The organism is Variovorax sp. Root318D1, assembly GCF_001424835.1.
GTDB lineage: Bacteria > Pseudomonadota > Gammaproteobacteria > Burkholderiales > Burkholderiaceae_C > Variovorax.
Window position 1 is genome coordinate 1 of the sequence record NZ_LMCQ01000003.1, and the last position, 25,156, is coordinate 25,156.

Sequence of the window (25,156 nt, forward strand, 5' to 3'; positions counted from 1 at the left end):
AGGCATCCCCACCTTCCCGCATGCCGGCGCTTCTGGCAGATGATCGAGAAGCACAAGGTCAGCGTCTTCTACACCGCGCCCACCGCCATCCGCTCGCTCATCAAGGCGGCCGAAGGCGACGAGAAGGTGCACCCGAAGAACTGGGACCTCTCGAGCCTGCGCATCCTCGGCTCGGTGGGCGAGCCCATCAACCCCGAGGCCTGGATGTGGTACCACCGCCATATCGGCCGCGAGCAATGTCCGATCGTCGACACCTTCTGGCAGACCGAGACCGGCGGCCACGTGATCACGCCGCTGCCCGGGGCCACGCCCCTGGTGCCGGGCTCGTGCACCCTGCCGCTGCCGGGCATCATGGCCGCCATCGTGGACGAGACCGGCAAGGACCTGCCCAACGGCGCGGGCGGCATGCTGGTCATCAAGCGGCCCTGGCCCTCGATGATCCGCACCATCTGGAACGACCCCGAGCGCTTCAAGAAGAGCTACTTCCCCGAGNGGCGCGGGCGGCATGCTGGTCATCAAGCGGCCCTGGCCCTCGATGATCCGCACCATCTGGAACGACCCCGAGCGCTTCAAGAAGAGCTACTTCCCCGAGGAGATGGGCGGCACCATCTACCTGGCCGGGGATGGCGCGGTGCGCAGTGCCGACCGCGGCTACTTCCGCATCACCGGGCGCATCGACGACGTGCTCAATGTGTCGGGCCACCGCCTGGGCACGATGGAGATCGAATCGGCGCTGGTGTCCAAGACCGACCTGGTGGCCGAGGCGGCGGTGGTGGGCCGGCCCGACGACGTGACGGGCGAGGCGGTGTGTGCCTTCGTGGTGCTCAAGCGCAGCCGCCCAACGGGAGAGGAGGCCAAGCAGATCGCCAACGAGCTGCGTGCCTGGGTGGCCAAGGAGATCGGGCCCATTGCCAAGCCCAAGGACATCCGCTTCGGGGACAACCTGCCCAAGACGCGCAGCGGCAAGATCATGCGGCGCCTGCTGCGCAGCATCGCCAAGGGGGAGGCGATCACGCAGGACACGTCCACGCTGGAGAATCCGGCCATTCTGGAGCAGTTGTCACAGACCAATTGATTGGTTCTGTAGGACACGGCCGTTACTGGAAAGCAGAGGCTATTGCGCCTCGCGGCCTGAGGTAAAACCAGCGGAGCAGCCGTGCGCCTAGAGCGCACGGCGAGTTCCGTTGTGTTCGATTTTCCGAAGGAGGCCCCCCATGGGCGTGAGATCTGCTTTCCTGTTCGTCATTCTGCTGTTGATCGCGGCCCTTGCCGCGCTCAACTGGGGAACACTGTCGGCGCCCGTGCCGGTCTCGCTGGGCTTCATGACGATTTCCGCACCGCTGGGCTTGATGATGCTGGCGCTGACGATCGCTCTCGGTGTGTTCTTCCTGGTCTACGTGCTGTACCTGCACAGCTCGGTGTTGCTCGACGCCAAGCGCCACAACAAGGAAATGCAGGTGCAGCGCGATCTTGCCGACAAGGCCGAGGCTTCGCGCTTTACCGAGCTGCGCAATTTCCTGGAAGTGCAAGAGAACAGGCACATGGCGCAAAACGCCGAGCGGCATGCCTCGTTGCTGACTCGGCTGGGACAGGTCGAGAGCGTGGTGCGCCAGCGTTCGGAGCAGTCCGACAACACCGTGGCCGCGCACATCGGCCAGCTCGAAGACCGCATCGAGCGCCGGCCGCTGCCCACGGATATCGATCCGCGGGTTTGACGATACGGGCTTGGCGTCGGTCCAGGCTCAGCGCGCCATCAGCACCCAGGCGGCGAGCTTCTTGGCGTCGGCTTCGCTCACCTGGTTGTTGGCTGGCATCGGCACCGGGCCCCAGACGCCCGAACCACCTTTGATGATCTTTGCCGCGAGCATGTCGGCGGCGCCGGCGTTGCCCTTGTACTTGGCCGCCACGTCCTTGAAAGAAGGGCCGAGCACCTTGCGGTCGACCGCGTGGCAGCTCATGCAGTTTTTCGACGTGGCCAGGGCCAGGTCGGCGAAGGCGGGAGCCGCGAGGCCGAGTCCCAGGACCGCGAATGACAGGAGTCTCTTCATGGGGGTGTATTTCGTAATGGCTGGGTTACATTCGATCTAACGCGATTGTAGGTAGCGCCGTGCACCGGCGCCCGGAAGCGTTTCCAACAAAACCCCGAGGGATTCGCGATGCTTTTTCTGCTGCTGGGCCTGCTCGCCGTGGGCTTGAAATACCTGGAGGTGGGCATGGTTGCCGGCTGGAGCTGGTGGATCGTGCTGTCGCCTTTTGCCATGGCCATGGCATGGTGGGCATGGGCCGATTCGTCGGGCTATACCAAGCGCAAGGTCATCGAGCGCGAAGAACGGCGCAAGCAGGCGCGCATCGATCGCCAGCGCAGCAACATGGGCCTGCCGGGCAGCAAGGGCCAGCGACCGAAGCGCTGAACGGGTACGCAGCATCAGGGCCTTACCGCTGCCTGCACCGCTGCGCTGCCATGGATGAAGAAGCGACCCGGCAAGCGATGCTGGTCTTCGGGCTCTCGCTCCTGGTCGGACCGGCGATCGGCGGTCTCGCAGGATGGCGCAAGGGCATGTTCTGGGGCGTGGGGATCGGGGCGCTGCTGATCGGCTTTGCGGGCCTCTACGCCGCGGCAACGATCGGCTGGCACCGCTACCAGTCGATTGAGGGCACGGCCAGTGTGCAGGGCAGCCTGGTCGAGTTCGTCGACGAGCGCAGCAAGGACAGCAACGGCCGCACCACGGTCTCGCGCGCCCCCGTCGTCGAATACATCGCGCCTGACGGCCAGAAGCGCCGGGTCAAGGGCCTCGGCGGCGGACTGTCGGACAAGGAATGGGGCGACCCGGTCGAGGTGCGCTACAGCGTGGCCGACCCGGCGCAAGCCCTGGTGGCCGATTTCCAGAACATGTGGGGCGCCGTCTGGGGATTCGGCCTCTTCGGGCTGTTTCCGACGATGTTCGGCCTCTTCTTTACCGGCATGGCGATCAAGGAGGGGCGCCCCCCGGCTAGCGCGGCGGTCGAGCGCAAGGCCACGCCCGCGCAGCAGCGCTGGCGCACGCGCGGCACCGTGTTGGCCAACCTTGTCTTCGTGGCCGGCTTTGCCGTCTGCGTTTTCTATCCCGACGAGCGGCTGGGAAGGGCGCTCGGTGCCGGCTTCATGACCATCGGCGCCGGCGCATTGCTGCACTTCATTGTGCAGAGCTTGCCGCCGTCGATGGAATTCGAATTTCGCAGCATCCTCGCGATCGTGGGCCTTGGCTTCCTGGCCTTTGGCTACGGCGCGTGGATGATGGCCTGACCGGGCCTCAGAACTTGTCGAGCACCGCGCCCGAGCTCGCGCTCGAGGCGTTGAAAGCGAACTTGGCCTGCACGCCACGCGTGTAGCGCGGCGCCGGCGGCTTCCAACCCTCGCGGCGCTTGGCGAGTTCGGCTTCGGGCACGTTGAGTTCGAGCACCAGTTTGTGCGCGTCGATGGTGATCGAGTCGCCTTCGTTCACGAACGCAATGGTGCCGCCTGCCGCTGCCTCGGGTGCGACGTGGCCGACCACCATGCCCCAGGTGCCGCCCGAGAAGCGGCCGTCGGTAATGAGGCCCACGCTTTCGCCCAAGCCCGCGCCGATCAGCGCGCCCGTGGGGGCCAGCATTTCGGGCATGCCCGGGCCACCCTTGGGACCGAGATAGCGCAGCACCATCACATCGCCGGCCTTGATCTTGCCGTCCAGGATGGCCTTGAGCGCCGACTGCTCGTCGTCGAACACGCGCGCCGGGCCTGTGATAACCGGGTTCTTCAGGCCGGTGATCTTGGCGACTGCGCCTTCTGGCGACAGGTTGCCCTTGAGGATGGCCAGGTGGCCTTCGTCGTACATGGGCTTGTCGATCGGGCGGATCACGTCCTGGTCGGCACGCGGCACGTCGGGCACGTCCTTCAGCACTTCGGCAATCGTCTGGCCCGTGATGGTGATGCAGTCGCCGTGCAGCAGGCCCGCATTCAGCAGCACCTTCATCACCTGGGGGATGCCGCCGGCCTGGTGCAGGTCGACCGCCAGGTACTTGCCCGAGGGCTTCAGGTCGCACAGCACCGGCACCTTCTTGCGCATGCGCTCGAAGTCGTCGATGGACCACTCGACTTCGGCCGCATGCGCGATGGCCAGGAAGTGCAGCACGGCGTTGGTGGAGCCGCCCGTGGCCATGATGACGGCCACCGCGTTCTCGATGGCCTTCTTGGTCACGATGTCGCGCGGCTTCAGGTCTTTCTTGATCGCCTCGATCAGCACCTTGGCCGATTCCTTGGCCGAGTTGGCTTTTTCGTCGTGCGGGTTGGCCATGGTGGACGAGTAGGGCAGCGAGATACCCAGCGCCTCGAACGCGCTGGACATGGTGTTGGCCGTGTACATGCCGCCGCAGGAGCCCGTGCCGGGAATGGCGCGCTTCTCGATCTCGTGCAGGTCTTCGTCGCTCATGTTGCCGGCGGCGTTTTGGCCCACCGCTTCGAACACGCTCACGATGTTGAGGTCTTGCCCCTTGTAGCGGCCCGGCAGGATGGTGCCGCCGTAGACGTAGATGGCCGGCACATTGGCGCGCAGCATGCCCATGAGGCCGCCGGGCATGTTCTTGTCGCAGCCGCCGACCACCAGCACGCCGTCCATCCACTGGCCGCCGACGCAGGTCTCGATGCAGTCGGAGATGACTTCGCGGCTCACCAGCGAATACTTCATGCCTTCGGTGCCCATCGCCATGCCGTCGGAAATGGTGGGGGTGCCGAACACCTGCGCGTTGCCGCCGGCTTCCTCGATGCCCGCAATGGCCGCGTCGGCCAGCTTCTGCAGACCCGAGTTGCAAGGCGTGATGGTGCTGTGGCCGTTGGCCACGCCGACCATCGGTTTCTTGAAGTCGCTCTCTTCGTAGCCCATGGCATAGAACATCGAGCGGTTGGGCGCGCGGCTCTTGCCTTCGACGATGTTGGCGCTGCGGCGGTTGATCTGGATCGGCTTGGTGTCCATGGTGTCTCTTGTGTCGTGGGGAGATCGAGGGAAGCCCAAGTATCGGACTTCTCATTGATTCATTCCAATCCGTTTTTCAGTGCGGATTGATATGCTCGGCATATGAAAGAAAGCTTGATCGACCTGCGCGCCTGGCGGCAGTTCGTGGCTGTGGCCGAGGAACTGCATTTCGGCCGCGCCGCCGAACGCCTGCACATGACGCAGCCTCCCGTCACGCAGGCCATTGCCCAGCTCGAAAAAACATTGGGCGTGCTGCTGTTCGACCGCACGCGCAGGCGCGTGGCGCTCACGCCCGCCGGCGAGGCGTTGCTGCCCGACGTGCGCGAGCTGCTGGCGCGGGCCCAGGCCCTTCCAGAGCGCGCGCGTGCGGCGGCGGCCGGGCAGGTGGGGCGGGTGCGCATCGCTTTCGTTTCCACCATCGGCTTCGAAAAATTACCGGCCTGGGTGCGCGAATTCCGCGTGCTGTGCCCCGAGGTGGCGCTCGAACTGGTCGAAGCCACGGGCGACGTGCAGCTCGAAGCCTTTGCGCGCGGCGACATCGACGCCGGGCTCATGCTCCATTCGCCGGGCTCCGCGCCTCCGGGACTCTCGCGCCTGACGGTGGAACAGGAGCCGCTGGTGCTGGCCATGCCGGCGCAGCACCGGCTGGCGGGCGCTGCGCCTGTGCCGTTGGCCGAGGTGCTGGCCGAGCCGCTGGTGATCTTTCCGCGCCGCATCGTGCCTTCGCTGCACGACGCCATCTTTGGCCTCTATCACTCGGCCGGCCGCGTGCCGCAGGTGGCCCAAGAAGCGATCCAGATGCAGACCATCGTCAATCTCGTCTCCGGTGGCATCGGCATAGCCTGGGTGCCGCACAGCGTGATGCAGTTCCGGCGCGCGGGCGTGATCTATCGCCAGGCTCAGGAGTTCAAAGGCGCCGGGCGCGGCCGCGTGGCGCTGCCCGCCTGCGAAACCAGCCTCGTCTGGCCCGCGCGCGCCACGCATCCGGCGTTGGAGCGATTCGTGGAGTTCGTGCGCGAGCGCACGCACAAGGGCGGTTGAGCGGTCCGCGGTTGCGCCCGGAGAGGGTCACTCGACCGGGGCACAATCGGCGCCATGCTCATGTATCCGCAGATCAATCCCGTCGCCCTGCAGCTCGGGCCTGTTGCCATTCACTGGTACGGCCTGACCTACCTGGCCGCGTTCGCGCTGTTTTATTTTCTGGGCACGCGCCGCCTCAGGCACGAGCCGTATCGCTCGCTGGTCGGCGCGGGCGCGTGGCAGCGCAAGGACATCGAGGACATTCTCTTTCTTGGCGTGATGGGCGTCATCGTGGGTGGCCGGCTTGGCTACTGCCTGTTCTACAAGCCCGACTTCTATCTCGCGAATCCGCTGCAGATTCTTTACGTGTGGCAGGGCGGCATGAGCTTTCACGGCGGCCTGCTGGGCGTGATCGGCGCGATGCTCTGGTTCGCACGTTCGCGTGCCCGGCCGTTCTGGCAGGTGATGGATTTCGTCTCGCCCTGCGTGCCGACGGGCCTGGCCGCCGGCCGTGTGGGCAACTTCATCAACGGCGAGCTCTGGGGGCGCTTCAGCAGCCCCGACCTGCCGTGGGGCATGGTGTTTCCGCAGAGCGGCTCAATGCTGCCGCGCCATCCCTCGCAGGTCTACCAGTTCCTGCTCGAGGGGCTTCTGCTGTTCGTCATCATGTGGCTGTACGCTCGCAAGGAACGCAAGCAAGGGCAGGTGGCCGCGGTGTTCATGATCGGCTATGGCGCGCTGCGATTCATTGCCGAATATTTCCGCGAGCCGGATGATTTTCTGGGTTTGCGCGCGCTCAACCTGAGCCAGGGGCAGTGGCTCAGCGTGCCGATGGTGATCTTCGGCATCGGCCTGTGGATCTGGGCGGCGCAGCGCCGCCAGCCGGCGACGGCCTGAGCCTCCGGCACTCAGGGTAAGCACGGGCCGCGGGCGCGCCGCGCGGCCTTGTGCCGCGTTCATCGCGGATTCACAATTACGCGTAATTACAGGAAATTACGCCTGCCCCGCGTTTCACATCCTCATGCGCCTGGTCCCCAACTCCCTGCACGACGAAGTGGCCGCCACGCTGCGCGAGCAGATTTTCGCGGGCGCGTTGGCACCGGGCAGCTTCCTGGACGAAGCCGCACTGTGCGAGAGGCTGTCGATCTCGCGCACCCCCTTGCGGGAGGCGCTCAAGGTGCTCACGGCCGAAGGCCTGTTGCGGCATGAACCGCGGCGCGGCTGCTTCGTGCGCGAGGTAACGGAGCGCGATCTCGACGAGATATTTCCGGTCATTGCGCTGCTCGAAGGCCGTTGCGCCTACGAAGCCGCGCGCAACGCAAGCGATTCCGAGCTGCACGAGCTCGATGCGCTGCACGAACGGCTGGTGCGACACGCCAAGTCCAAGCGCATCAACGATTACTACGCCACCAACCACCTCATTCACGAGGCGATCATCCAGCTGGCTGACAACAGATGGCTGGCGCAGGTGATCGGCGACTTGCGCAAGATCCTCAAACTCGCGCGCCTCCAGCAGCTGCATGCGCCGGGCCGGCTCGAGCAGAGCCTGTCGGAGCACCTGGCGGTGTTCGCGGCACTCAAGGCGCGCGACAGCGACGGCGCGGATGCGGCCATGCGCACGCACCTGACGCGGCAGCGCGAAGCGCTGCGCGAGGTGGCGCGGCAACAGAAATCCAGGGTAATGTCATGAACGACATGGAAAAAGACCTCCCCGCACCTCACAACATTGGAGTTTGTCGATGAGTGCGACCGAATGGTTCCAGGCGCGATTGCGCTCTGGCGAGAAGTCCGGCAACAAGGTGCCGGTGGCCCTCGAGGGCGCCGCCCGCGGTGCGTCCAAGTCCGCCGCCAAGCCGAGCCTGCGTTCCACTGCCGAGCGCATGCAGGCTACTCTGCGCAAGGCCGACGAAGCCTTGTCGCCGCGCGCGCTGCGCCGCGTGCTCGCCGCCTTGCAGGCCGTGATCGATCCGCGCGTGAGCGAGGTCGAGGGCGGGCGCAGGGCGCATGCCATTGCCACCGCGTACGCCAGCGCCACCCCCGAGGAGCGGCGCGATTATTGGGCGCTGATGAGCGAGCATTTCGCGGCCGATCCGCACAAGCTCAAGTCCGCGCGCGACCAGCACCAGGCCGCAGTGGGAACGCCCGACGAAGGCCAGGCCGAACTCAAGCTGCGGCGCGCGCTGGTCTCGCCGCGCATGCGCCTGCTGCAGCGCTTCGCGGTCGAGCCCGAAGGCATGCGTTTCCTGGTCGACCTGCGTGCCGAACTGCTGCCTTTCCTCAAGTCCGACAAGCGGCTGATCGCGCTGGACGCCGAACTGGAGCACCTGTTCTCCACCTGGTTCGACGTCGCGTTTCTCGAACTTCGCCGGATCGACTGGAATTCGCCGGCGTCGCTGATCGAGAAGCTGATCCGCTACGAGGCCGTGCACGACATCAAGAGCTGGACCGACGTGAAGAACCGGCTCGACGACAGCGATCGCCGCTGCTACGGCTTCTTCCACCCGCGGCTGCCCAACGAGCCGCTGATCTTCGTCGAGGTGGCGCTGGTCGACCGCATCAGCGAGGGCATCACGCCGCTGCTCGACGAGACCGCTGTGCCGATCCTTCCGGCCAAGGCCACCACGGCCATTTTCTATTCGATCAGCAATACCCAGAACGGCCTGCGCGGCGTGAGTTTCGGCGATTCGCTCATCAAGCGCGTGGTCGAGACGCTGCAGGACGAGCTGCCGCGCCTCAAGGTCTTTGCCACGCTCTCGCCGGTTCCCGGCTTTCGCAGCTGGCTCGCGAAGAACGCCGCGGACTTGCTGCAGCGCCTGGACGAAAAACGCGAAGCCGAGCTCGGCCGGCTGATCGGTTCGCTGCCGCCCACCGCCGATCGCCTGCTCGCTGCGGTGGACGGCGACGCCGCCACCCTGGACGCCAGGTCGCCGCTGCGCCAGTGGCTGTTGCAGGCCGCCGCTGAATACCTGGGCCACACGCTGATCGACGGCACACCGGCCGATCCGGTGGCGCGCTTCCACTTGGGCAACGGCGCCCGCGTGGAACGCCTCAACTGGGGCGGCGATCCCTCGCCCAAAGGGCAGAAGCAGTCTTACGGACTGATGGTGAATTACCTCTACGATCTGAAACGGCTCGACAAGCATCGCGCGTGGCTGGCCGAGGGGAAGGTCGCGGTATCGGGAGATGTTGAAAGCCTGTTTTTCAAGAAGGGCTGAGTTCTGAAAGAAGAAGTTCGGCGCGCGAAGTGCCGGCGGCCGCATGGCGCGGCAATCCACAACGACAGGAGATGACAGATGACCCAGAGTTTTCAACGACGCGATGTGCTGCGTCTGGCCGCGGCTGGTGCCGCCGTTCTGTGCGGTGGCGGCGCGCGTGCGCAGGGGAGTAACTGGCCGACCCGGCCGGTGAACATGATCGTGCCGTTTCCGGCCGGCGGCGGCACCGATGCCTTCGCGCGTCCGCTCTCGGCGCAGTTCGCCAAGGTCACCGGCCAGACGCTGGTCATCGACAACCGCGGCGGCGCCGGCGGCACGGTGGGTGCCAGCATCGCATCCAAGGCGCAGCCCGACGGCTACACGCTCTTCATGGGCGCGGTGCACCACGCCATCGCGCCATCGATTTACCCCAAGCTCGACTACGACCTCGAAAAAGACTTCGTGCCGCTGATGCTGTTGGCCAACGTGCCTCAAGTGGTGGTGGTCAACCCGCGCCGCGTCACGGCCAACACCTTGCAGGAATTCGTTGCCGCCGCCAAGCGCAGCCCCGGCAAGCTCAACTACGGCTCGGCCGGTGCGGGCACGTCGCACCACCTGGCGGGCGAACTGTTCAAGCTGCAGACCAACACCTTCATCACGCACATTCCCTACCGCGGGGCGGGCCCGGCGCTGTCCGACCTGATTGCCGGCAACGTCGACCTGATGTTCGACGGCCTCGGTTCTTCGTCGCAGCACATCAAGGGCGGGCGCATCAAGGCGCTGATGGTCGCGGGCAGCAAGCGCAACCCGGCGTTTCCCGACGTGCCCTGCGCCGCCGAGGTGGGCCTACCCGACTACACGGTCACGACGTGGTATGGCCTGTGGGCCCCCAAGGGCACGCCGGCCGACCTGCAGGCGCGCATCGTCGACGACATGAAAAAGGCGCTGGCCAGCGATGAGCTCAAGGCCATCTGGACCCAGAACGGTTCCGAGATTCCGAACCTCACCATGGGTTCGTATGGCGGCTTCGTCAACTCCGAGATCAAGCGCTGGGCCAAGGTGGTGAAGGCCTCGGGCGCCAAGCTCGAGTGATGGACGAGCGACACGTTTCACTGCGCCGCGAGGGCGCCGTTGCGTTCGTCACTCTTTCGAACGCGGGGCGCCTCAATGCCATGACGCGCGGCATGTGGTTTGAACTGCGTGCGGTGTTCGACGGCATCCGCCAGGGGGACGATGCCGAGCTGCGCTGCGTCGTGGTTCGCGGCGAGGGCGGCGCCTTCTGCGCCGGCGGCGACATTTCCGAATACCCGTCGTTCCGCTTCGACGAAGCCAGCCTGCGCGAATTTCACGAGAACGAGGTCTGGGGCGCGCTCCAGGCCATGCTCGATTGCCCGCTGCCCATGGTCGCGCAGATCGAAGGCGCGTGCATGGGCGCCGGCCTGGAGATTGCGAGCTGCTGCGACATCCGCCTTGCGGGCGCTTCCTCCAGATTTGGCGCACCCATCGCGAAGCTCGGCTTTCCGATGGCGCCGCGAGAGGCCGCGCTGGTCCATGGCGCCATCGGCGACGTGCTGGCGCGCGACATGCTGCTGGCCACCGGCGTGCACGGCGCACAGCGGCTGTACGATGCCGGCTTTCTGCTGCAAGTGCTGCCCGACAACGAGGTGGTGGCCGCCGCACAGGCCCATGCCGCGCGCATCGCAGCGTTGGCGCCGCAGGCCGCGCGACTGCACAAGCGCACCTTCGCCATGCTGAAGGCCGGCGCGCATTCGACGGAGAGCCTGCTCGCAACCGCCTACGATTACGCCGACTCCGCCGAACACCGCGAAGGCATCGACGCCTTTCTTGCCAAGCGCACACCGAAATTCTGAAGACCCGCCCGATGAAGACGAAAGCCAACGCCAACCTGTTTGCCGCCCTGCGCGCGGCCTTTCCTGACGACCTCGACAGCATTGCCGTAGAGACCGACAACGGCCTGTTCTATTCATGGCGAGACCTCGACCGTGCCAGCGCCATGATGGCCAACCTGCTCGGCGCATTGGACCTGGAGGAGGGCGCCCGCATCGCGGTGCAGGTCGAGAAGTCGGTCGAGGCGATGATTCTCTATCTCGCCACGCTGCGCGCGGGCTACGTGTTCCTGCCGCTCAACACCGCCTATCAAAGCGCCGAGATCGAATACTTCATCGACAACGCCGAACCGGCCGTGGTGGTGTGCACCAGCCGCAATGCCTCGTGGGTCGGACCCATTGCCAACGCGGCGGGCACACGGCATGTGTTCACGCTCGACGACAACCGCACTGGCACGCTGCTGGAAGTGGCCGCGCAGTGCAGTGACCAGCACGCGATTGCAAAGAAGAAAGCCGACGACCTCGCCGCCATTCTCTATACCAGCGGCACCACCGGCCGCAGCAAGGGCGCGATGCTCACGCATGGCAACCTGCTGTCGAACGCCGAGGTGCTCAAGGACTACTGGGGCTGGACCCAAGGCGACGTGCTGATCCATGCGCTGCCCATCTTCCACGTGCACGGCCTCTTCGTCGCGTTGCACGGTGCCCTGCTGAACGGCAGCAAGATGATCTGGTTCTCGAAATTCGACCCGAAGCGCGTGGTCGAGAAGCTGCCCGAAGCCACCGTGTTCATGGGCGTTCCCACGCTCTACGTGCGACTGCTGGCCGAACCGGGTCTCACGCGCGAAGCGGTGCGCAACATGCGCCTCTTCATCGCGGGCTCCGCGCCGTTGCTCATCGAAACTTTCGACGAGTGGCGCGAGCGCACCGGCCACACCATTCTGGAGCGCTACGGCATGAGCGAGACGGTGATGCTCACCTCCAACCCCTACGGCCCCGCGCAGGGGGAGCGCCGCGGCGGTACGGTCGGCTTTGCTTTGCCCGGCGTGCAGCTGCGCGTGCGCGACGACAGCGGCCGCGACTGCACGACCGACGAGATCGGCAACATCCAGGTCAGCGGCCCCAATGTGTTTGCGGGCTACTGGCGCATGCCCGAAAAGACGAAAGAAGAATTCACCGCCGACGGTTTCTTCAAGACCGGCGACGTCGGCAAGATCGACGGCCGTGGCTACATCACCATCGTCGGGCGCAGCAAGGACTTGATCATCAGCGGTGGCTACAACGTCTACCCGGCCGAGATCGAGGGCTACATCAATGAGCTCCCCGGCGTGGCCGAGAGCGCCGTGGTCGGCGTGCCGCACCCCGACTTCGGCGAAGTCGGGGTCGCCGTCGTCATTCCCAAGGCGGGCGGGGTGCTCGACGCCGATGCCATCGTTGCGGAACTCAAGTCGAAACTCGCGAACTTCAAGATTCCGAAGCGCTGCTTCGTCGTCGGCGAACTGCCACGCAACGCGATGGGCAAGGTGCAGAAGGCGCTGCTGCGAGAGCAGCACAAGGGGCTGTTCGCTTAAGGCCTCGCCTTGGCAGCACGCGCGGGTTGCGGTGCGCGGCGCTGGGCAACTGCTCAGGCCACGCGCGCCCCGTTCATGAGCCCGCTGCGCGCATGGCAGTTGATGTATTCATAGCTCTGCTCGTCCGCCTTCAGCACCGACACCTCGTGGTACACGCGCAGCTGCAGCTGGAAGTTCAGCGCCTGCACGTAGCGCATGAAGCTGCCGAAGATCGCGACGTGCGTGGGATGCGATTCGGCCCAGCGCTCCATGTCGGCGAGCGAGCGCCAGAAGCTCAGGCCGAACGATTTCTCCAGCGGCGAACCCTTGGCGTCGAGGTGGTGCATGTAGCGGTTGCTGTAGCAGCCGATGCCCAGGCCCTGGTCGCGCAAGAAGTCCATGCCTTCGCGCAGCACGGGTTCCATTTCGCCGAGATAGAGCGCGCGTTCCTGGCCCGTGGTGTCGGCCCACTCCTGGCCGGAACGGATCATCGCGATGTTCTCGTGGCCCGCCACGCGCACCCGCTCCCCTGGCGCGGGAGTGCCCAGGGTGATGGCGCGTGTGCCCGAAGGCGCCATGGCATCGGTCTGCGACAACGGGATGCGGTCGCGCATCGAACCCCAGTAGCCGTGCTCCTGCAGTTCGCCGCTCACGCCGCCCATCACCACGCCCACGCCTTCGAGGCGGTCCGGCGTGTTGAACATGGTTTCGAAGTGCTCGGCACGCGGCGAAACGATTTCGCGGAAGTAGCCGAGGCCCTCCATCAGCCGCTCGTCGGAGCGCCACCAGGCATCGATCTCGGGTGTCGCACACCATCGCGCGTGCGCCGCGGGGTCGCTCCAGTAGGCGACGGCGATCATGTTGTCGTAGCCGTCGGCGTCGACGTGGTGCGCGAAATCATGGTGGCCGGGACCGTCGGGCAGGGCGAAGCCGGCTGCGATCTTCATCAGCGCCGCGCATGCGCGGCCCCGCATTTCGGCCCCACGCGACTGCACTCCGAAATAGCCCATCACGACCTGCGTGACCGCGGCCGGCGCGCGGGCCGACCAGACGGGGTAGGGCGGCGCATAGTCGTCCTCCACGCGGCGGTGGCGCGTGCGGGGGCACTTCAGGTGCTCGGCAATGGCGGATTCCATGGCGTGGCTCCGGTGCTTCAGGCGGCCAGCGGCTGCTGGCGCGGCGCCGCTGCCGGCTCGGGCGTGGCGACGATGGCTTCGAAGGCACCGCCTTCGACCTCGGGCGCGCGCCGCAGCACCACGGGCTCGCGGCGTGTCTTGTTCAGCAGCAGCTGCGTGACGTCGGGCCGTGAATAGTGGCCGCTCGGGTCGGCCGCCGCCTTGGCGAGCGCGATCATTCCCAGGTCGATGTCGGCAATCACCAGCCCTTCCTCGTCTTCGGCGAGTGGCGTGCCAAGCGGCGAGCCGTCGGGCGCGTAGATGCGCGCATAGCCGCCGCCGACGCGCAGCATCTGCTGCTTACCCGCGTCGGTGCACATCAGGTCACTCATTGCCTGCGACACGGTGGCACACGGCGCAACGACGAAGCACTGCCCCTCGGCCGCGTACACCTGGCTCGCGGCGTTGTTGAGCTCGGGGCCGAGCGCGTAGGCCGCGCCGCGGTAGAGCGAGAAGCTGGGCCAGGCACCGCAGTGGATCTGCTCGTTCTGCGCATACATCGCATACTTGCTGAGCGGCTGAAGATGCTCCCAGCACGAGAGCGATCCGATGTTGCCGATGGGTGTCTCGACCACGGCCAGGTCGGAGCCGTCACCTTCGCCGAACACGGTGCGCTCCACGTGCGTGGGCTTGAGCTTGCGGCGCGTCTGCACCGTGTTGCCCTCATCGTCGAACAGCGCCTGGGCAATGTAGAGGCTGCCGGCGGCCTTTTCGCTGTAGCCGAGCGACACCCAGATCTTGTGCTTGCGCGCGGCTTCCCTGATGCGGTCGAACTCACTGGAGCCGACGACCAGCGCGTTGTCGTGGTAGCGCTGCACGAACTGCATGCCCCAGGCCGGCGAGTCGAGCCAGATCCACCAGGGGTAGCCCGGCACCCAGGTTTCGGGAAAGGCAATGAGCTTCACGCCCTGGCTTGCGGCCTGGGCCATGAGGTCGATGGTCTTGTCGATGGTGCCGTCGAGGTCGAGGAACACGGGTGCGGCCTGCACGGCAGCAACGCGAAGCTTGGGATGAACGGTGGTGGGCATGGCGGATCTCCAGGAGCTTTGGGGGTGATGAAACAACTTCGCACACGCCGCACCGGGTTTGCGCGGTGGCATGCGGGTTGCTTCAAGCGTAGATTCGCCGCCGCGAAACGCCTTGATCCGAACTTGCGGCGTTCTTGTTCCAGCGTTGCATGCCGACTCCCCCAAGGAACCCCAAGGACCCCCGATGAACCAGTTGCTCAGCACCGATGCCGTCCCGCGCGACCAGCGGCTCGCCTACTGGACAGACATGATCTGCAACGTCTATGTGCAGCTCGGTTGCGACCCGGTGCGCGAGGGCGGCGCGGGCCACTTCGAAGGCAGCATTCGACAGCACACGCTGCCGAGCCTCGACGTGTCGGTCGTCAAGTCAGGGCCGCAGAAGGTCATGCGCACGCCAGGCCACATCTCGCGCTCGGGCGACGACTACTTCCTGGTCAGCATCCAGGCGCGCGGGCACGGCGTGGTGCGGCAGGACGGTCGCGATGCCGTGCTGGCGTCGGGCGACTTTGCGCTGTACGACAGCACCCGGCCCTATGAGCTGCTGTTCGACGACAGCTTCGAGCAGATCGTTCTCAAGCTGCCCGGCGAACGCCTGCGCAGCGAACTCCACGACACCGAGGCGCTGACGGCCACCACCGTCTCGGGCCGCGAAGGCGCGGGGCACCTGCTGCTCGGCATGATCCGCACGCTGCGCGAAGACATCGATACGCTGCAACCGGCCTCTGCGCTCGCGGTGGCCAACGGCGTGCAAAGCATTCTGGTTGCGGGCCTGCAGACGCTGCCCGCGGCGCGCTCGCCGGGGCTGAGCAGTCTCACGGCGTACCACCTGGCGCGCGTGAAGCGCCGCATCGACGCGCAACTGGCCGATCCATCGCTTTCGGTGGGAAGCCTCGCGGCGGAGCTTGGCGTGTCGGCAAGCCACATCCACCGCATCTTCAAGAGCGAGCCGCTCACGCCGTCTCAGTACATCTGGGAACGGCGGCTCGAAGCCTGCAGCCGAGACCTGCTCGAGCCCCGCATGGCCGGACGGCCGGTGGCCGACATTGCCTACAGCCGCGGCTTCAACGACGCGGCGCACTTCAGCCGCGCCTTCCGCGAACGCTTCGGCTGCTCGCCGCGGGAGTGGCGGCAGCAGCGCGTGCAATAGCTGAAAGGGCTTGGTGCCTGCTACTGCACCAGCATCACGGTGGTGTCGGTCTCCGAAATCACCTTGGTGGCCACCGAGCCCATCAACGCACGGCCAAAAATGCCGTGGCCGTGGGTGCCGAGCACGATGAGCTCGGCGTGTGACGCGGCGGCCGACTTGAGGATCTCTTCCGCCGCGTGTCCATGGCGCTTGTCGACCGTGTAGTTGGTGACGCCGTTCTCCGCGAACTGCGCCTTCACGGGCTCGATGACCTTGGCGTTTTCCTCGGCGTAGTAGTCGGCGATCACCTCTTTGCTGAGGTGGCGCGCAACGTGGCCCGAGATGCCGGTGCAGACATGCACGATGGTCAGCTCGTGGCCATCTACGAACATGGCGCGGTTGGCGAGGAGGTAGCTGAGCGCCTTTTGCGTGTAGGCGCTGCCGTCGACGGCGATGAGGATTTTCATGCGACCGTTATACGGCCGGGGCCGCGGTGTCGCAACGGGTGTCACCCGCGAGCCAAGGGGCTTTAGGCCAGAGGGCCTAGCCCTGCAGGCCCTTCCAGAGCATGTAGGCCGCCAGCAGGTACAAGATGCTCGCGAACACGCGCTTGAGCTTTTTGACTGGCAGGTTGTGTGCGGCCTTCGCGCCCAGCGGCGCGGTGAGCACGCTGCACACCGCGATTACCGCGAGTGCGGGCAGCCAGATGTAGCCGAACGAGCCACCCGGAAGGCCCTGCACCGATTGCCCGCTGACCACATACCCCAGCACGTTTGCCACTGCAATCGGAAAGCCCAGCGCGGCGCTGGTGGCGACGGCGTTGTGAATGGAGATGTTGCACCAGGTCATGAACGGCACACTGACGAAGCCGCCGCCCGCGCCCACCAGGCCCGAGATGAAGCCGATGGCGCCGCCCGCCGACAACTGCCCCGCGGTGCCCGGCATCTGGCGCGTAGGCTTGGGTTTGCGGTCGAGGAACATCTGCGTGGCCGAGAAGCCCACGAACAGCGCGAAGACGATGGCCAGTACCGTGCCCTTGAGCAGCGCGAACACACCGAGGCTGCCCAGCAGGCTGCCGATGACGATGCCGGGCGCAAGGCGCCGCACGATGTCCCAGCGCACCGCGCCGCGCTTGTGGTGCGCACGCACGCTGGACACCGAGGTGAAGATGATCGTGGCCATCGAGGTGGCGATGGCCATCTTCACCGCCAGATCGGACGCAACGCCGCGGTGGCCCATGATGATCGTGATGAACGGCACCATGAGCATCCCTCCGCCGATGCCGAGCAGGCCGGCCAGAAAACCGGTGCCCAGGCCGAGCGCGACCAATTCAGCGATCAGGACGGGGTCGAGCAGGGAAGTCACGCAGCGGGCCTTGAAAAAAAGCAACGGCCCCGTGCAGTGCATGCAGGGGCCGTATGAACGAAAAAGGTGTCTGCAAGTGGGCGCCGAACCCGCATCCTGAACCAGGGTTCAGGTGGGCGAGGGCAGCAAGACTTCGGGTTCATCTAACGCGAGATGATCACGCCCGTCAAGCGATGTACCAAGCCCGGCTCCGGAGAGCATTGGAACAAGGAAATATTAAGCCCGACGCGCACCGCAGACAGTTCGGATTTTACGCCTCTGGCGGGCCGGGCGCCGCCGCTCAGAGTAAATGGTCGTCGCCCGCGAGGGCTTGATCGAGTTTCTGGATGAGTTGTGCAGCCTTGGCATCGGCGTCGCCGGTGTCGCCGGCGTCGCCCTCGGCAGAGGCAGCAGCAGGTGCGGATGCCGCTGCGGTTGCGGCGGCGGCTTGCTGCGCGGCCAGGTCAAAGGCCAGGTTCAGCGAGGCCAGCACCGCGATGCGGTCGCGCGCCTTGACCTTGCCCGCATCGCGGATCTTGCACATGGCGGCGTCCACGCGATCGACCGCGTCGCGCAACTGCGCCTCGCCGCCGTCGGGGCAGCCGAGCAGATAGCTCTGGCCCATGATTTGAACTTCGATCTGCTTCATGCGGGGGAATCTTCGGAAGGTGGTTCGGCCGGCAGCCGCTCGAGCAGCGCGTCGAGGCGCGTGCGGGCCGCGGCGAGCCGCGACTTGAGTGCGTCGCGCTCGCGCGTGAGCGCTTCGACCTGCTCCTGCAGCAGCGCATTGGTGCGCTGCACCTCTTCATGACGCACGAGCAGGCGGTCCACACGCTCGGCGATCTGGTCGATGGGGCTGGAGGCGGGCATGGTTGGCGATTGTAGTTTCCCGCCGAACCACGGGCCGCGCAACTTTTGGCTTACTGCACGGTCGAAGGCCCTTAAAATCCTGCCCGTTGGTGCCTGCGGCGTGGTTCACATGCCGCGGTTCAACGGGAAGCAGGAGTGAACGCCCACCGGAAACGGAACCGGGCCGAAGCCGCCTGCGCTGCCCCCGCAACGGTCAAGCAGTCGACGCCGCGAGCGTCAACCTCATCCATCCAGCCACTGGGTGCCCTGAAACAGGCACCTGGGAAGGCGGTGGGGTCGTACTGCCAGCCCGGATACCGGCCAACGAGGCGGCTGCCGCATGCGCGATCGATTTCGATGCATGAGGCAGCCATTGCGCCCAAACGCTGGCGGGGAGGCCGGCGACGGGCATAGACGTTCGTTCGCTCCATTCATGACTTCCTGTGGTTCCCTTTCCCTCGGCCGTGTTCCCGCGCGCCGTCGCCGCCTTGCCTGCCTGCCGCTTGCGCTGGCCTCCGCTTTCGGCGGCATGGCGCTCTTCCAACTGCCGCTGGCGGCGCATGCGCAGCAAGTCGCAGCCGCCCCTTCGCTCGGGGAAACCGTGGTCACGGCCAACCGCACGCCGCAGCCGCTGTCGGATCTGGTTGCCGACGTATCGGTCGTCGACCGGCAGACCATCGAGCGCAGCGGGGCGGTCGGCGTGGCCGACGTGCTGGCGCGCCTGCCCGGCATCGAGATCACGCGCAACGGCGGCGTGGGCAACACCACCAGCCTCTACATTCGCGGCGCGGAGACGCGCTTCACGGCCGTGTACGTCGATGGCGTGCGTGTCGACTCGCAATCGACCGGCGGCGCCGGCTGGGAGAGCATTCCCCTCTCGCAGATCGACCGCATCGAAGTGCTTCGCGGCCCGGCTGCCGCCGTGTATGGCTCCGACGCCGTGGGCGGCGTGATCCAGCTCTTCACCAAGCGCGGCGAAGAAGGCGTGTCACCCTATGCGGGCGTCGGCTTCGGCAGCCACGGCCTGCGCAAGGCCGAGGCCGGCGTGAGCGGAAAGTCCGGCGCGCTGGACTATTCGCTGGGTGTTGCGCATGAGGAGAGCAGGGGCTTCAACGTGCAGCCTCTGGACAAGCGCACGCCCTCCAGAGACGGTTACACCAGCCCTGATCGCGATGGCTACCGCAGCAACTCCGGCAACCTGCGGCTCGGCTACCAGCTCACTCCCGACCAGCGGCTCGACGCCACGCTGCTCTACAGCGACATGGAAGCTGGCTACGACGCACAGGTCAGCGCCAGGGCCCGCCCGCCGATCCAGTTCAGGAACGACATCGGCAACAACACGCTGCGCACGGCCGGGCTTTCGTGGTCGGCCAAGTGGAACGATGTGTACAGCACGCGCGTGCAGGTCACCGATTCGCAATCGGTCTACAAGACGCAGCCTTCGTTCTATCGCACCGAGACAAATCTGCGCGGCTACCTGTTCCAGAACGAATTCCGCTTCGGCCCGCACCTGGTGACGGCCTCGCTCGAACGCCGCGAAGACGCGCTGGAAAACGCCCCGACCACCAGCAGCGGCCTGCTCTCCAGCAAGCGCTCGCAAGATGCGGTTTCGCTCGGCTACGGCTTCGTGCAAGGTGCGCATTCGCTTCAACTGCACGTGCGCCGCGACGACGACAGCGAATTCGGCGGCAAGACCACCGGCAGCGCGGCCTACGGCTTCTCCATCACTCCCAAGCTGCGCGCCACCGTGTCGGCTGGAACGTCTTTCCGCGCGCCCACGCTATACCAGCGCTTCAGCGAATACGGTACGCCCAGCCTCAAGCCCGAGTCGGGCCGCAACGTCGAGCTGGGACTGCAGTACACCGATGGCGGCACGCATGCGGGCATCGTCGTCTACCAGAACCGCGTCAACAACCTGATCGTGTTCGACGGTTCGGCCACCAACTGCCGCTCCGACTTCGGCTGCTATGCCAGTACCGCGCGTGCCCGCTACCAGGGCGTGACGCTGTCGGGCGGGCATCGCATCGGCGACGTGACCTTGCGCGCATCGGCGGACTTCCAGGATCCGCGCGATTTGGACACCGACAACCTGCTGGCGCGCCGCGCCCGTCGACACGGCACGCTGGGCGCCGACTGGCGCGTGGCCGGCTGGACGCTGGGTGCCGAGATCCAATCGTCGAGCAAGCGCTTCGACGATGCGGCCAACACCCGCACCCTGGGCGGCTACACGGTGCTGAACCTGGTGGCCAGCACGCAGATCACGCGCGACATCGGCCTGGTGGCCCGCGTCGACAATGTGGGCGACAAGGACTACACGCTTGCACGCGGCTACGCTACCGGCGGCCGCAACGCTTACATCGGCCTGAAGTGGACACCGCAATAAGCCAACCCGGGGCGAACGGCGCTACGAGTGTCGTGCATACCTGCGCCGCCGTGCTGGTGGCGGCGCCGGCTTCGGGGCAGGGCAAGACCACCGTGGCGGCCGCGCTGGCGCGGCTGCACGTGCGCCAGGGCCGTCGCGTGCGGGTCTTCAAGTGCGGCCCCGATTTTCTCGACCCGCACTGGCTGGCGCTCGCGAGCGGCGCGCCGGTGCACTCGCTCGACCTCTGGATGACAGGCGAGGCCGATTGCCGGCGGCGGCTGCATGCGGCAGCCGGCGAGGCCGACCTGCTGATCGTCGAAGGCGTGATGGGCCTCTTCGACGGCACGCCGAGCGCGGCGGACCTGGCCGAGCGCTTCGGCCTGCCCGTGCTGGCCGTGATCGATGCGCAAGCCATGGCCGGTACCTTCGGTGCGCTGGCTTACGGGTTGCAGAATTTCCGCCCCGCGCTGCCATGGGCCGGCGTGCTGGCCAACCGCGTGGCCGGCGAGCGGCACGCCGCCATGCTCGAAGAAGCCCTGCGCGAACCGGCGCAATGGCTCGGCGCCTTGCCGCGTGGCGCCGATTTTTCATTGCCCGAGCGGCACCTGGGCCTCGTCGGGGCGCATGAACTCGGCGACGCGACGGCGCGGCTCGATGCGGCGGCCGATGCGCTCGCTGCAACGCCCCTCGGCCGGCGCGCGCTGCATGAATTGCCGCAGGTTCGCTTCGAGGCGCCCACAGTCGAGTCGGGGGCACTTGTCGACCGCTTGCTCGAAGGACGCACCATCGCCGTCGCGCGCGATGCGGCCTTTGCCTTCATCTATCCCGCCAACCTCGACGTGCTCGCGGCACTGGGTGCGCGGGTCGTTTTTTTCTCGCCGCTCGCCGGAGACGCGTTGCCCGCGTGCGATGCGGTCTGGCTTCCCGGCGGCTATCCCGAGCTGCATGCAAAGGCGCTCTCGGCCCGCACCGCGCTACGCGACGCGCTTGCCGCGCACGTCGCGGCGGGCAAGCCCGTATGGGCCGAATGCGGCGGCATGATGGCGCTGTTCGAAGAACTGCAAGCTGCCGACGGCGCAGCGCACCCGCTCTGGGGCCTGCTGCCCGGCCGCGTGACGATGCACAAGCGGCTGACTGCACTGGGTCCCCAGCAACTGCGCTTGGGTGCCCATGTTCTGCGTGGGCACACCTTCCACTATTCGAGCTGCGAAACATCGCTGGTGCCGGCCGCGTTCACAGCCAAGCCAGATGCGGCGGCGGCTGCGGGCGCACGCGCCGGCGAAGCCCTCTATGTGCACGGCCCGGTGCGTGCGAGCTATTTCCACGCGTGGTTCGCTTCCAGTCCCGAAGCGACCGCCAAACTGTTCGGCGCCGTACCCATCGAACTTGAACGCAAAACCCCGGAGGAAAATGCACATGCCCATGCTTGAGCACGAACTCATCCTCGGCGGCCAGAAGAGCGGCAAGTCGCGGCGCGCCGAACAGCGCGCCATCGCCTGGCTGGCCGAAGCGCCCGCAACGCGGCGCGCCGTGCTCATTGCCACGGGCCAAGCCCACGACGACGAGATGCGCGAGCGCATCGCACGCCATCAGGCCGACCGCGCGCAGCGCGTGCCCGACATGCGCACCGTGGAAGAACCCGTCGAGCTGGCGCGCGAAATCGTCACCCAGAGTGCGGCCGACACGCTGGTGGTGATCGACTGCCTCACGCTCTGGCTCACCAACCTGCTGATGCCGCTGCGTTCCGAATCGGCGAGGCCGATCACGCGCACGCCGGCGACGCATGTCGCCATGCTGCTCGTCGCGCTGCGTGAAGCACGCGGACCGGTGGTGCTGGTCGGCAATGAGATCGGCCTGGGCGTGATTCCGCTTGGCGGCGAAACGCGGGCCTTCGTCGACGCGTTGGGCCGCCTCAACCAGGACGTGGCGGCCGCGTGCGGCCGGGTCACGCTGATGGTGGCCGGATTGCCGCTGACCTTGAAGGCGCCCGCCACATGACAAAACACTGGATCCGATCTTTCTCGCTCGCCATCGGCCTGGGCGCTTTTGCGATGGCGGCGCATGCTCTCGACGTGGTCGACGAGCGCGGCGTGACGGTGAGCCTGCCGCAACCGCCGCAGCGCATCGTCACGCTCCTGCCGTCACTGACTGAAGGGGTTTGCGCACTGGGCGCATGTTCGCGGCTGGTGGGTACCGACAACTATTCCAACTCGCCGAACGCGGTGCTTGCCTTGCCTCGGCTGGGCGGCGGAATCGACCCCAATGTCGAAGCCATCGTCGCATTGCGGCCCGATGTGGTGCTGCTTGCCAAGTCGTCGCGCGTGACGCAGCGGCTCGAAGCGCTGGGCCTCAAGGTCGTGGTGCTCGAACCCAAGAGCCATGCCGACGTGCGGCGCGTGCTCGACAAGCTCGACCAGGTGCTCGGCACCCACGAGGCTGCGAACATCTGGCGCGTGATCGATGCCAGCGTGTCGGCCGCGGCAGAGTCGCTGCCGGCCGCCGCGAAGGGGCAGCGCGTCTACTTCGAGGTCAACAGCGCGCCCTATGCGGCCGGCGAGTCTTCGTTCATCGGCGAGACGCTCACGCGCCTGGGCATGAAGAACATCGTGCCCGCGTCGCTCGGTCCGTTTCCCAAGCTCAACCCCGAGTACGTGGTTCGCGCCAATCCCGATCTCATCATGGTCAGCGTGCGCAGCGCCGCGGGCATGGAGCAGCGCCCGGGCTGGAGCGGCATTCGCGCCGTGCGCGAAGGGCGTATCTGCCGCTTCGATGCCGCGCAGGCCGACGTGCTCGTGCGCCCCGGTCCGCGCATGGACGAGGCCGCGAGGCTCATGGCCCGATGCATCGCGGAGAAAGCCGGTTGAGCCGCGCGAATCTCATGCACACGCACCATCGGCGCCGCGTCTGGCTCTTCGGCATCGCCCTGTTGGGCGTGGGCAGCGCATTGGCGGTTTTCGGACTGGGCATCGGCAGCACTGGCTTTCAGAGCCTGCTGGCGGCGCGGCACGATGCGGTGGCGCTGCAAATCGTCTGGGACATCCGGCTGCCGCGCACGCTCGGCGCGTGGCTTGCGGGTGCACTGCTCGGCCTCGCGGGTTCGGTGGCCCAGGGGCTGTTCCGCAATCCGCTGGCCGATCCCTACCTGCTCGGCAGCGCTTCGGGCGCGTCGCTGGGCGTGGCCGTGGCGCTCATGCTGTTCGGCGGTTCGGCCGCCAGCATGCAATGGGCGATGCGCCTCGGGCTCACTGGAGCGGCTTTCGTGGGCGCGGTATGCGCGGTGATGCTCACGCTGATGCTGGCGCGCGGGGTGCAGCAGACCTTGCGGCTGCTGCTCGCGGGCGTGATCGTCGGCGTGGTGCTCGGTGCCGCCAAGGACCTGATCACCATCGCCTCGGCCGACATCCTGCAGGCGCTGCAGGGTTTCATCCTGGGCAGCACCGGCCTGGTCGGCTGGAGCGCGTGCGCCGTGATGGCCGCGGTCGGCGCGGCCTGCCTGCTGCTGGCCTGGGCACTCGCGCCGGTGCTCGACGGACTTGCGCTCGGAGAAGCGACGGCCCGCAGCCTGGGCCTCCCGCTGGGTGCGATGCGCGCCGCATTGGTGGTGGTGCTCGCATTGGCCACCGGCGCGGCTGTGGCGCAGACCGGCTTGATCGCTTTCGTGGGCCTGGCCGCGCCGCATCTCGTGCGCTCCGTGGTCAAGACCACGCACGCCGGTTTGATCGTGCTGTCGGCTGCTATGGGCGGCTTGCTGCTGATGGCCGCCGACCTGCTGGCGCGCTGGCTCATCGCGCCGCAGGAACTGCCCGTGGGTGTGCTCACGGCCGTGCTCGGCGGCAGCTATTTGCTGTGGCTGATGCACAGGCGCGGCGCGCGAGGGGGCGTGGCATGAGCGGTAATTTCTCCGCACTCGAAGCGCGAGGCGTGAGCGCCACGCTCGGCACTGCCGAGGTGCTGCACGGCATCGACCTGAAGCTGGGCGCCGCGCGCTGGACCAGCATCGTCGGGCCGAACGGCGCGGGCAAGTCGACCTTGCTCAAGGCGCTGGCGGGGTTGCTCCCGCATCGCGGCGATGTCTTTCTCTTCGGCGAACCCTCGACCAAGGTGCCGGGCCGCGTTCGCGCACAGCGCCTGTCGTGGCTCGGCCAGAGCGGCGCGGCGGGCGAGGGCAGTGCCGACGACCTGATGGTCTACGACATTGCCATGCTCGGACGCCTGCCGCACCAGCGTTGGCTCGCTGCGCCGAGCAAGGACGACCGCGAGGCGGTAGAGCGCGCGCTGCGCAGCACCCAGGCCTGGGAGTGGCGCGAACGGCCGCTGGGCCAGCTTTCGGGCGGCGAGCGCCAGCGCGTGCTGCTCGCCCGTGCGCTGGCCGTGGAAGCCGAACTGCTGCTGATGGACGAGCCCCTCGCCAACCTCGATCCGCCGCACCAGGCCGACTGGATGCAGACCACGCGCGCGCTGGTGGCCGGAGGCCGCACCGTGGTCAGCGTGCTGCACGAACTCCCGATGGCGCTGGCCGCCGACGAACTGGTGGTAATGAACCACGGCCGCGTGGTGCACCATGGCGGCAGCAGCGACCCGGCCACCCACGCCGCGCTCGAAGAGGTGTTCGACCATCGCATCCGCGTGCACCGCGTGGCCGATCAATGGATCGCGCTGCCGAACTGACGAACATC

At 67.0% G+C, this 25,156-nt stretch carries 25 protein-coding genes, 2 pseudogenes and 1 riboswitch; of the genes and pseudogenes, 19 read left to right on the plus strand and 8 right to left on the minus strand.

Annotated features, from left to right (window positions below; genetic code table 11):
• The 3 genes and pseudogenes from ASC78_RS27860 to ASC78_RS03620 all read left to right on the plus strand — a co-directional run.
• A pseudogene (locus ASC78_RS27860) lies at positions 1–492 on the plus strand (AMP-binding protein); the annotation flags it as partial.
• A gap of 1 nt (position 493) precedes the next feature.
• Positions 494–1,075 (plus strand): annotated as a pseudogene (locus ASC78_RS27865) (AMP-binding enzyme); the annotation flags it as partial.
• A gap of 139 nt (positions 1,076–1,214) precedes the next feature.
• Positions 1,215–1,715 carry a hypothetical protein gene (locus ASC78_RS03620; protein ID WP_055796525.1) on the plus strand — a complete coding sequence of 167 codons (501 nt, stop codon included), beginning with the start codon at positions 1,215–1,217 and terminating at the stop codon, positions 1,713–1,715.
• 27 nt (positions 1,716–1,742) lie between these two features.
• Here ASC78_RS03620 and ASC78_RS03625 read toward each other — a convergent pair whose 3' ends face one another.
• A complete protein-coding gene (locus ASC78_RS03625; RefSeq protein WP_055796528.1) occupies positions 1,743–2,048 on the minus strand; it encodes a c-type cytochrome in 306 nt (101 codons plus the stop codon).
• Between the two features lie 108 nt (positions 2,049–2,156).
• Between ASC78_RS03625 and ASC78_RS03630 the strand changes: the two genes are divergently transcribed.
• Together ASC78_RS03630 and ASC78_RS03635 are read left to right on the plus strand one after the other, a co-directional pair.
• A complete protein-coding gene (locus ASC78_RS03630; protein WP_055796531.1) occupies positions 2,157–2,411 on the plus strand; it encodes a TIGR04438 family Trp-rich protein in 255 nt (84 codons plus the stop codon).
• Positions 2,412–2,461: 50 nt separating this feature from the next.
• Positions 2,462–3,283 (plus strand): DUF3592 domain-containing protein, encoded by an 822-nt coding sequence (locus ASC78_RS03635; protein WP_055796533.1) that lies wholly within the window; start codon positions 2,462–2,464, stop codon positions 3,281–3,283.
• A gap of 7 nt (positions 3,284–3,290) precedes the next feature.
• On the opposite strand, the gene ilvD is transcribed toward ASC78_RS03635, so the two are convergent.
• The gene (gene ilvD, locus ASC78_RS03640) at positions 3,291–4,985 is read right to left on the minus strand and encodes a dihydroxy-acid dehydratase (RefSeq protein ID WP_055796536.1); all 1,695 of its coding nucleotides are present in this window, start codon (positions 4,983–4,985) and stop codon (positions 3,291–3,293) included.
• Between the two features lie 102 nt (positions 4,986–5,087).
• On the opposite strand from ilvD, the gene ASC78_RS03645 reads away from it, so the two are divergent.
• The 7 genes from ASC78_RS03645 to ASC78_RS03675 all read left to right on the plus strand — a co-directional run bounded on the left by ASC78_RS03645 (position 5,088) and on the right by ASC78_RS03675 (position 12,617).
• The gene (locus ASC78_RS03645; RefSeq protein ID WP_055796539.1) at positions 5,088–6,026 is read left to right on the plus strand and encodes a LysR family transcriptional regulator; all 939 of its coding nucleotides are present in this window, start codon (positions 5,088–5,090) and stop codon (positions 6,024–6,026) included.
• 54 nt (positions 6,027–6,080) lie between these two features.
• Positions 6,081–6,902 carry a prolipoprotein diacylglyceryl transferase gene (gene lgt, locus ASC78_RS03650; RefSeq protein WP_055796542.1) on the plus strand — a complete coding sequence of 274 codons (822 nt, stop codon included), beginning with the start codon at positions 6,081–6,083 and terminating at the stop codon, positions 6,900–6,902.
• A gap of 124 nt (positions 6,903–7,026) precedes the next feature.
• Entirely contained in the window at positions 7,027–7,695 is a 669-nt protein-coding gene (locus tag ASC78_RS03655) for a GntR family transcriptional regulator (protein WP_055796544.1), read from the plus strand.
• A 49-nt stretch (positions 7,696–7,744) separates the two neighbouring features.
• Positions 7,745–9,220, plus strand: coding sequence for a malonyl-CoA decarboxylase (locus tag ASC78_RS03660; protein ID WP_055796547.1), 1,476 nt, complete (start codon positions 7,745–7,747; stop codon positions 9,218–9,220).
• Positions 9,221–9,298: 78 nt separating this feature from the next.
• A complete protein-coding gene (locus ASC78_RS03665; RefSeq protein ID WP_055796550.1) occupies positions 9,299–10,291 on the plus strand; it encodes a Bug family tripartite tricarboxylate transporter substrate binding protein in 993 nt (330 codons plus the stop codon).
• Positions 10,291–11,070 (plus strand): enoyl-CoA hydratase/isomerase family protein, encoded by a 780-nt coding sequence (locus tag ASC78_RS03670; protein WP_055796552.1) that lies wholly within the window; start codon positions 10,291–10,293, stop codon positions 11,068–11,070. The genes ASC78_RS03665 and ASC78_RS03670 overlap by 1 nt, the downstream gene beginning before the upstream one ends.
• Positions 11,071–11,081: 11 nt before the next feature.
• Positions 11,082–12,617 (plus strand): malonate--CoA ligase, encoded by a 1,536-nt coding sequence (locus tag ASC78_RS03675; protein WP_055796556.1) that lies wholly within the window; start codon positions 11,082–11,084, stop codon positions 12,615–12,617.
• Positions 12,618–12,670: 53 nt separating this feature from the next.
• Here the strand turns inward: ASC78_RS03675 and ASC78_RS03680 are convergent, their stop codons facing one another.
• Both ASC78_RS03680 and ASC78_RS03685 read right to left on the minus strand, forming a co-directional pair.
• Positions 12,671–13,732 (minus strand): phenylacetaldoxime dehydratase family protein, encoded by a 1,062-nt coding sequence (locus ASC78_RS03680; RefSeq protein ID WP_055796559.1) that lies wholly within the window; start codon positions 13,730–13,732, stop codon positions 12,671–12,673.
• Positions 13,733–13,749: 17 nt separating this feature from the next.
• Positions 13,750–14,799, minus strand: a complete 1,050-nt coding sequence (locus tag ASC78_RS03685) for a carbon-nitrogen hydrolase family protein (protein WP_055796561.1) — start codon at positions 14,797–14,799, stop codon at positions 13,750–13,752.
• 184 nt (positions 14,800–14,983) lie between these two features.
• Here ASC78_RS03685 and ASC78_RS03690 point away from each other — a divergent pair, with 184 nt between their 5' ends.
• Positions 14,984–15,946, plus strand: a complete 963-nt coding sequence (locus tag ASC78_RS03690) for a helix-turn-helix domain-containing protein (protein WP_055796564.1) — start codon at positions 14,984–14,986, stop codon at positions 15,944–15,946.
• A gap of 20 nt (positions 15,947–15,966) precedes the next feature.
• Here the strand turns inward: ASC78_RS03690 and ASC78_RS03695 are convergent, their stop codons facing one another.
• The 4 genes from ASC78_RS03695 to ASC78_RS03710 form a co-directional block, all read right to left on the minus strand.
• A complete protein-coding gene (locus tag ASC78_RS03695) occupies positions 15,967–16,392 on the minus strand; it encodes a universal stress protein (RefSeq protein WP_055796566.1) in 426 nt (141 codons plus the stop codon).
• A 76-nt stretch (positions 16,393–16,468) separates the two neighbouring features.
• Positions 16,469–17,332 carry a sulfite exporter TauE/SafE family protein gene (locus ASC78_RS03700; protein ID WP_200934258.1) on the minus strand — a complete coding sequence of 288 codons (864 nt, stop codon included), beginning with the start codon at positions 17,330–17,332 and terminating at the stop codon, positions 16,469–16,471.
• Positions 17,333–17,570: 238 nt separating this feature from the next.
• Positions 17,571–17,918, minus strand: a complete 348-nt coding sequence (locus ASC78_RS03705) for a cell division protein ZapA (protein WP_055796570.1) — start codon at positions 17,916–17,918, stop codon at positions 17,571–17,573.
• The gene (locus tag ASC78_RS03710) at positions 17,915–18,139 is read right to left on the minus strand and encodes a hypothetical protein (RefSeq protein ID WP_055796573.1); all 225 of its coding nucleotides are present in this window, start codon (positions 18,137–18,139) and stop codon (positions 17,915–17,917) included. Before ASC78_RS03710 ends, ASC78_RS03705 begins: the two co-directional genes overlap by 4 nt.
• A 70-nt stretch (positions 18,140–18,209) precedes the next feature.
• Positions 18,210–18,458, plus strand: a riboswitch (cobalamin riboswitch).
• Between the two features lie 93 nt (positions 18,459–18,551).
• Between ASC78_RS03710 and ASC78_RS03715 the strand changes: the two genes are divergently transcribed.
• Genes ASC78_RS03715 through ASC78_RS03740 form a run of 6 tightly spaced genes read left to right on the plus strand, consistent with a single transcriptional unit; the run spans position 18,552 to position 25,148 of the window.
• The gene (locus ASC78_RS03715; protein ID WP_055796576.1) at positions 18,552–20,501 is read left to right on the plus strand and encodes a TonB-dependent receptor domain-containing protein; all 1,950 of its coding nucleotides are present in this window, start codon (positions 18,552–18,554) and stop codon (positions 20,499–20,501) included.
• On the plus strand, positions 20,486–21,910 hold the full coding sequence (locus ASC78_RS03720; protein WP_055796579.1) for a cobyrinate a,c-diamide synthase: 1,425 nt from the start codon (positions 20,486–20,488) through the stop codon (positions 21,908–21,910). The genes ASC78_RS03715 and ASC78_RS03720 overlap by 16 nt, the downstream gene beginning before the upstream one ends.
• Positions 21,897–22,478, plus strand: a complete 582-nt coding sequence (locus tag ASC78_RS03725; RefSeq protein ID WP_082517423.1) for a bifunctional adenosylcobinamide kinase/adenosylcobinamide-phosphate guanylyltransferase — start codon at positions 21,897–21,899, stop codon at positions 22,476–22,478. The genes ASC78_RS03720 and ASC78_RS03725 overlap by 14 nt, the downstream gene beginning before the upstream one ends.
• The gene (locus tag ASC78_RS03730) at positions 22,475–23,344 is read left to right on the plus strand and encodes an ABC transporter substrate-binding protein (RefSeq protein ID WP_055796585.1); all 870 of its coding nucleotides are present in this window, start codon (positions 22,475–22,477) and stop codon (positions 23,342–23,344) included. Before ASC78_RS03725 ends, ASC78_RS03730 begins: the two co-directional genes overlap by 4 nt.
• A gap of 14 nt (positions 23,345–23,358) precedes the next feature.
• The gene (locus tag ASC78_RS03735) at positions 23,359–24,369 is read left to right on the plus strand and encodes a FecCD family ABC transporter permease (RefSeq protein ID WP_055796587.1); all 1,011 of its coding nucleotides are present in this window, start codon (positions 23,359–23,361) and stop codon (positions 24,367–24,369) included.
• Positions 24,366–25,148, plus strand: a complete 783-nt coding sequence (locus tag ASC78_RS03740; RefSeq protein ID WP_055796590.1) for an ABC transporter ATP-binding protein — start codon at positions 24,366–24,368, stop codon at positions 25,146–25,148. The genes ASC78_RS03735 and ASC78_RS03740 overlap by 4 nt, the downstream gene beginning before the upstream one ends.
• Positions 25,149–25,156: the final 8 nt, after the last annotated feature.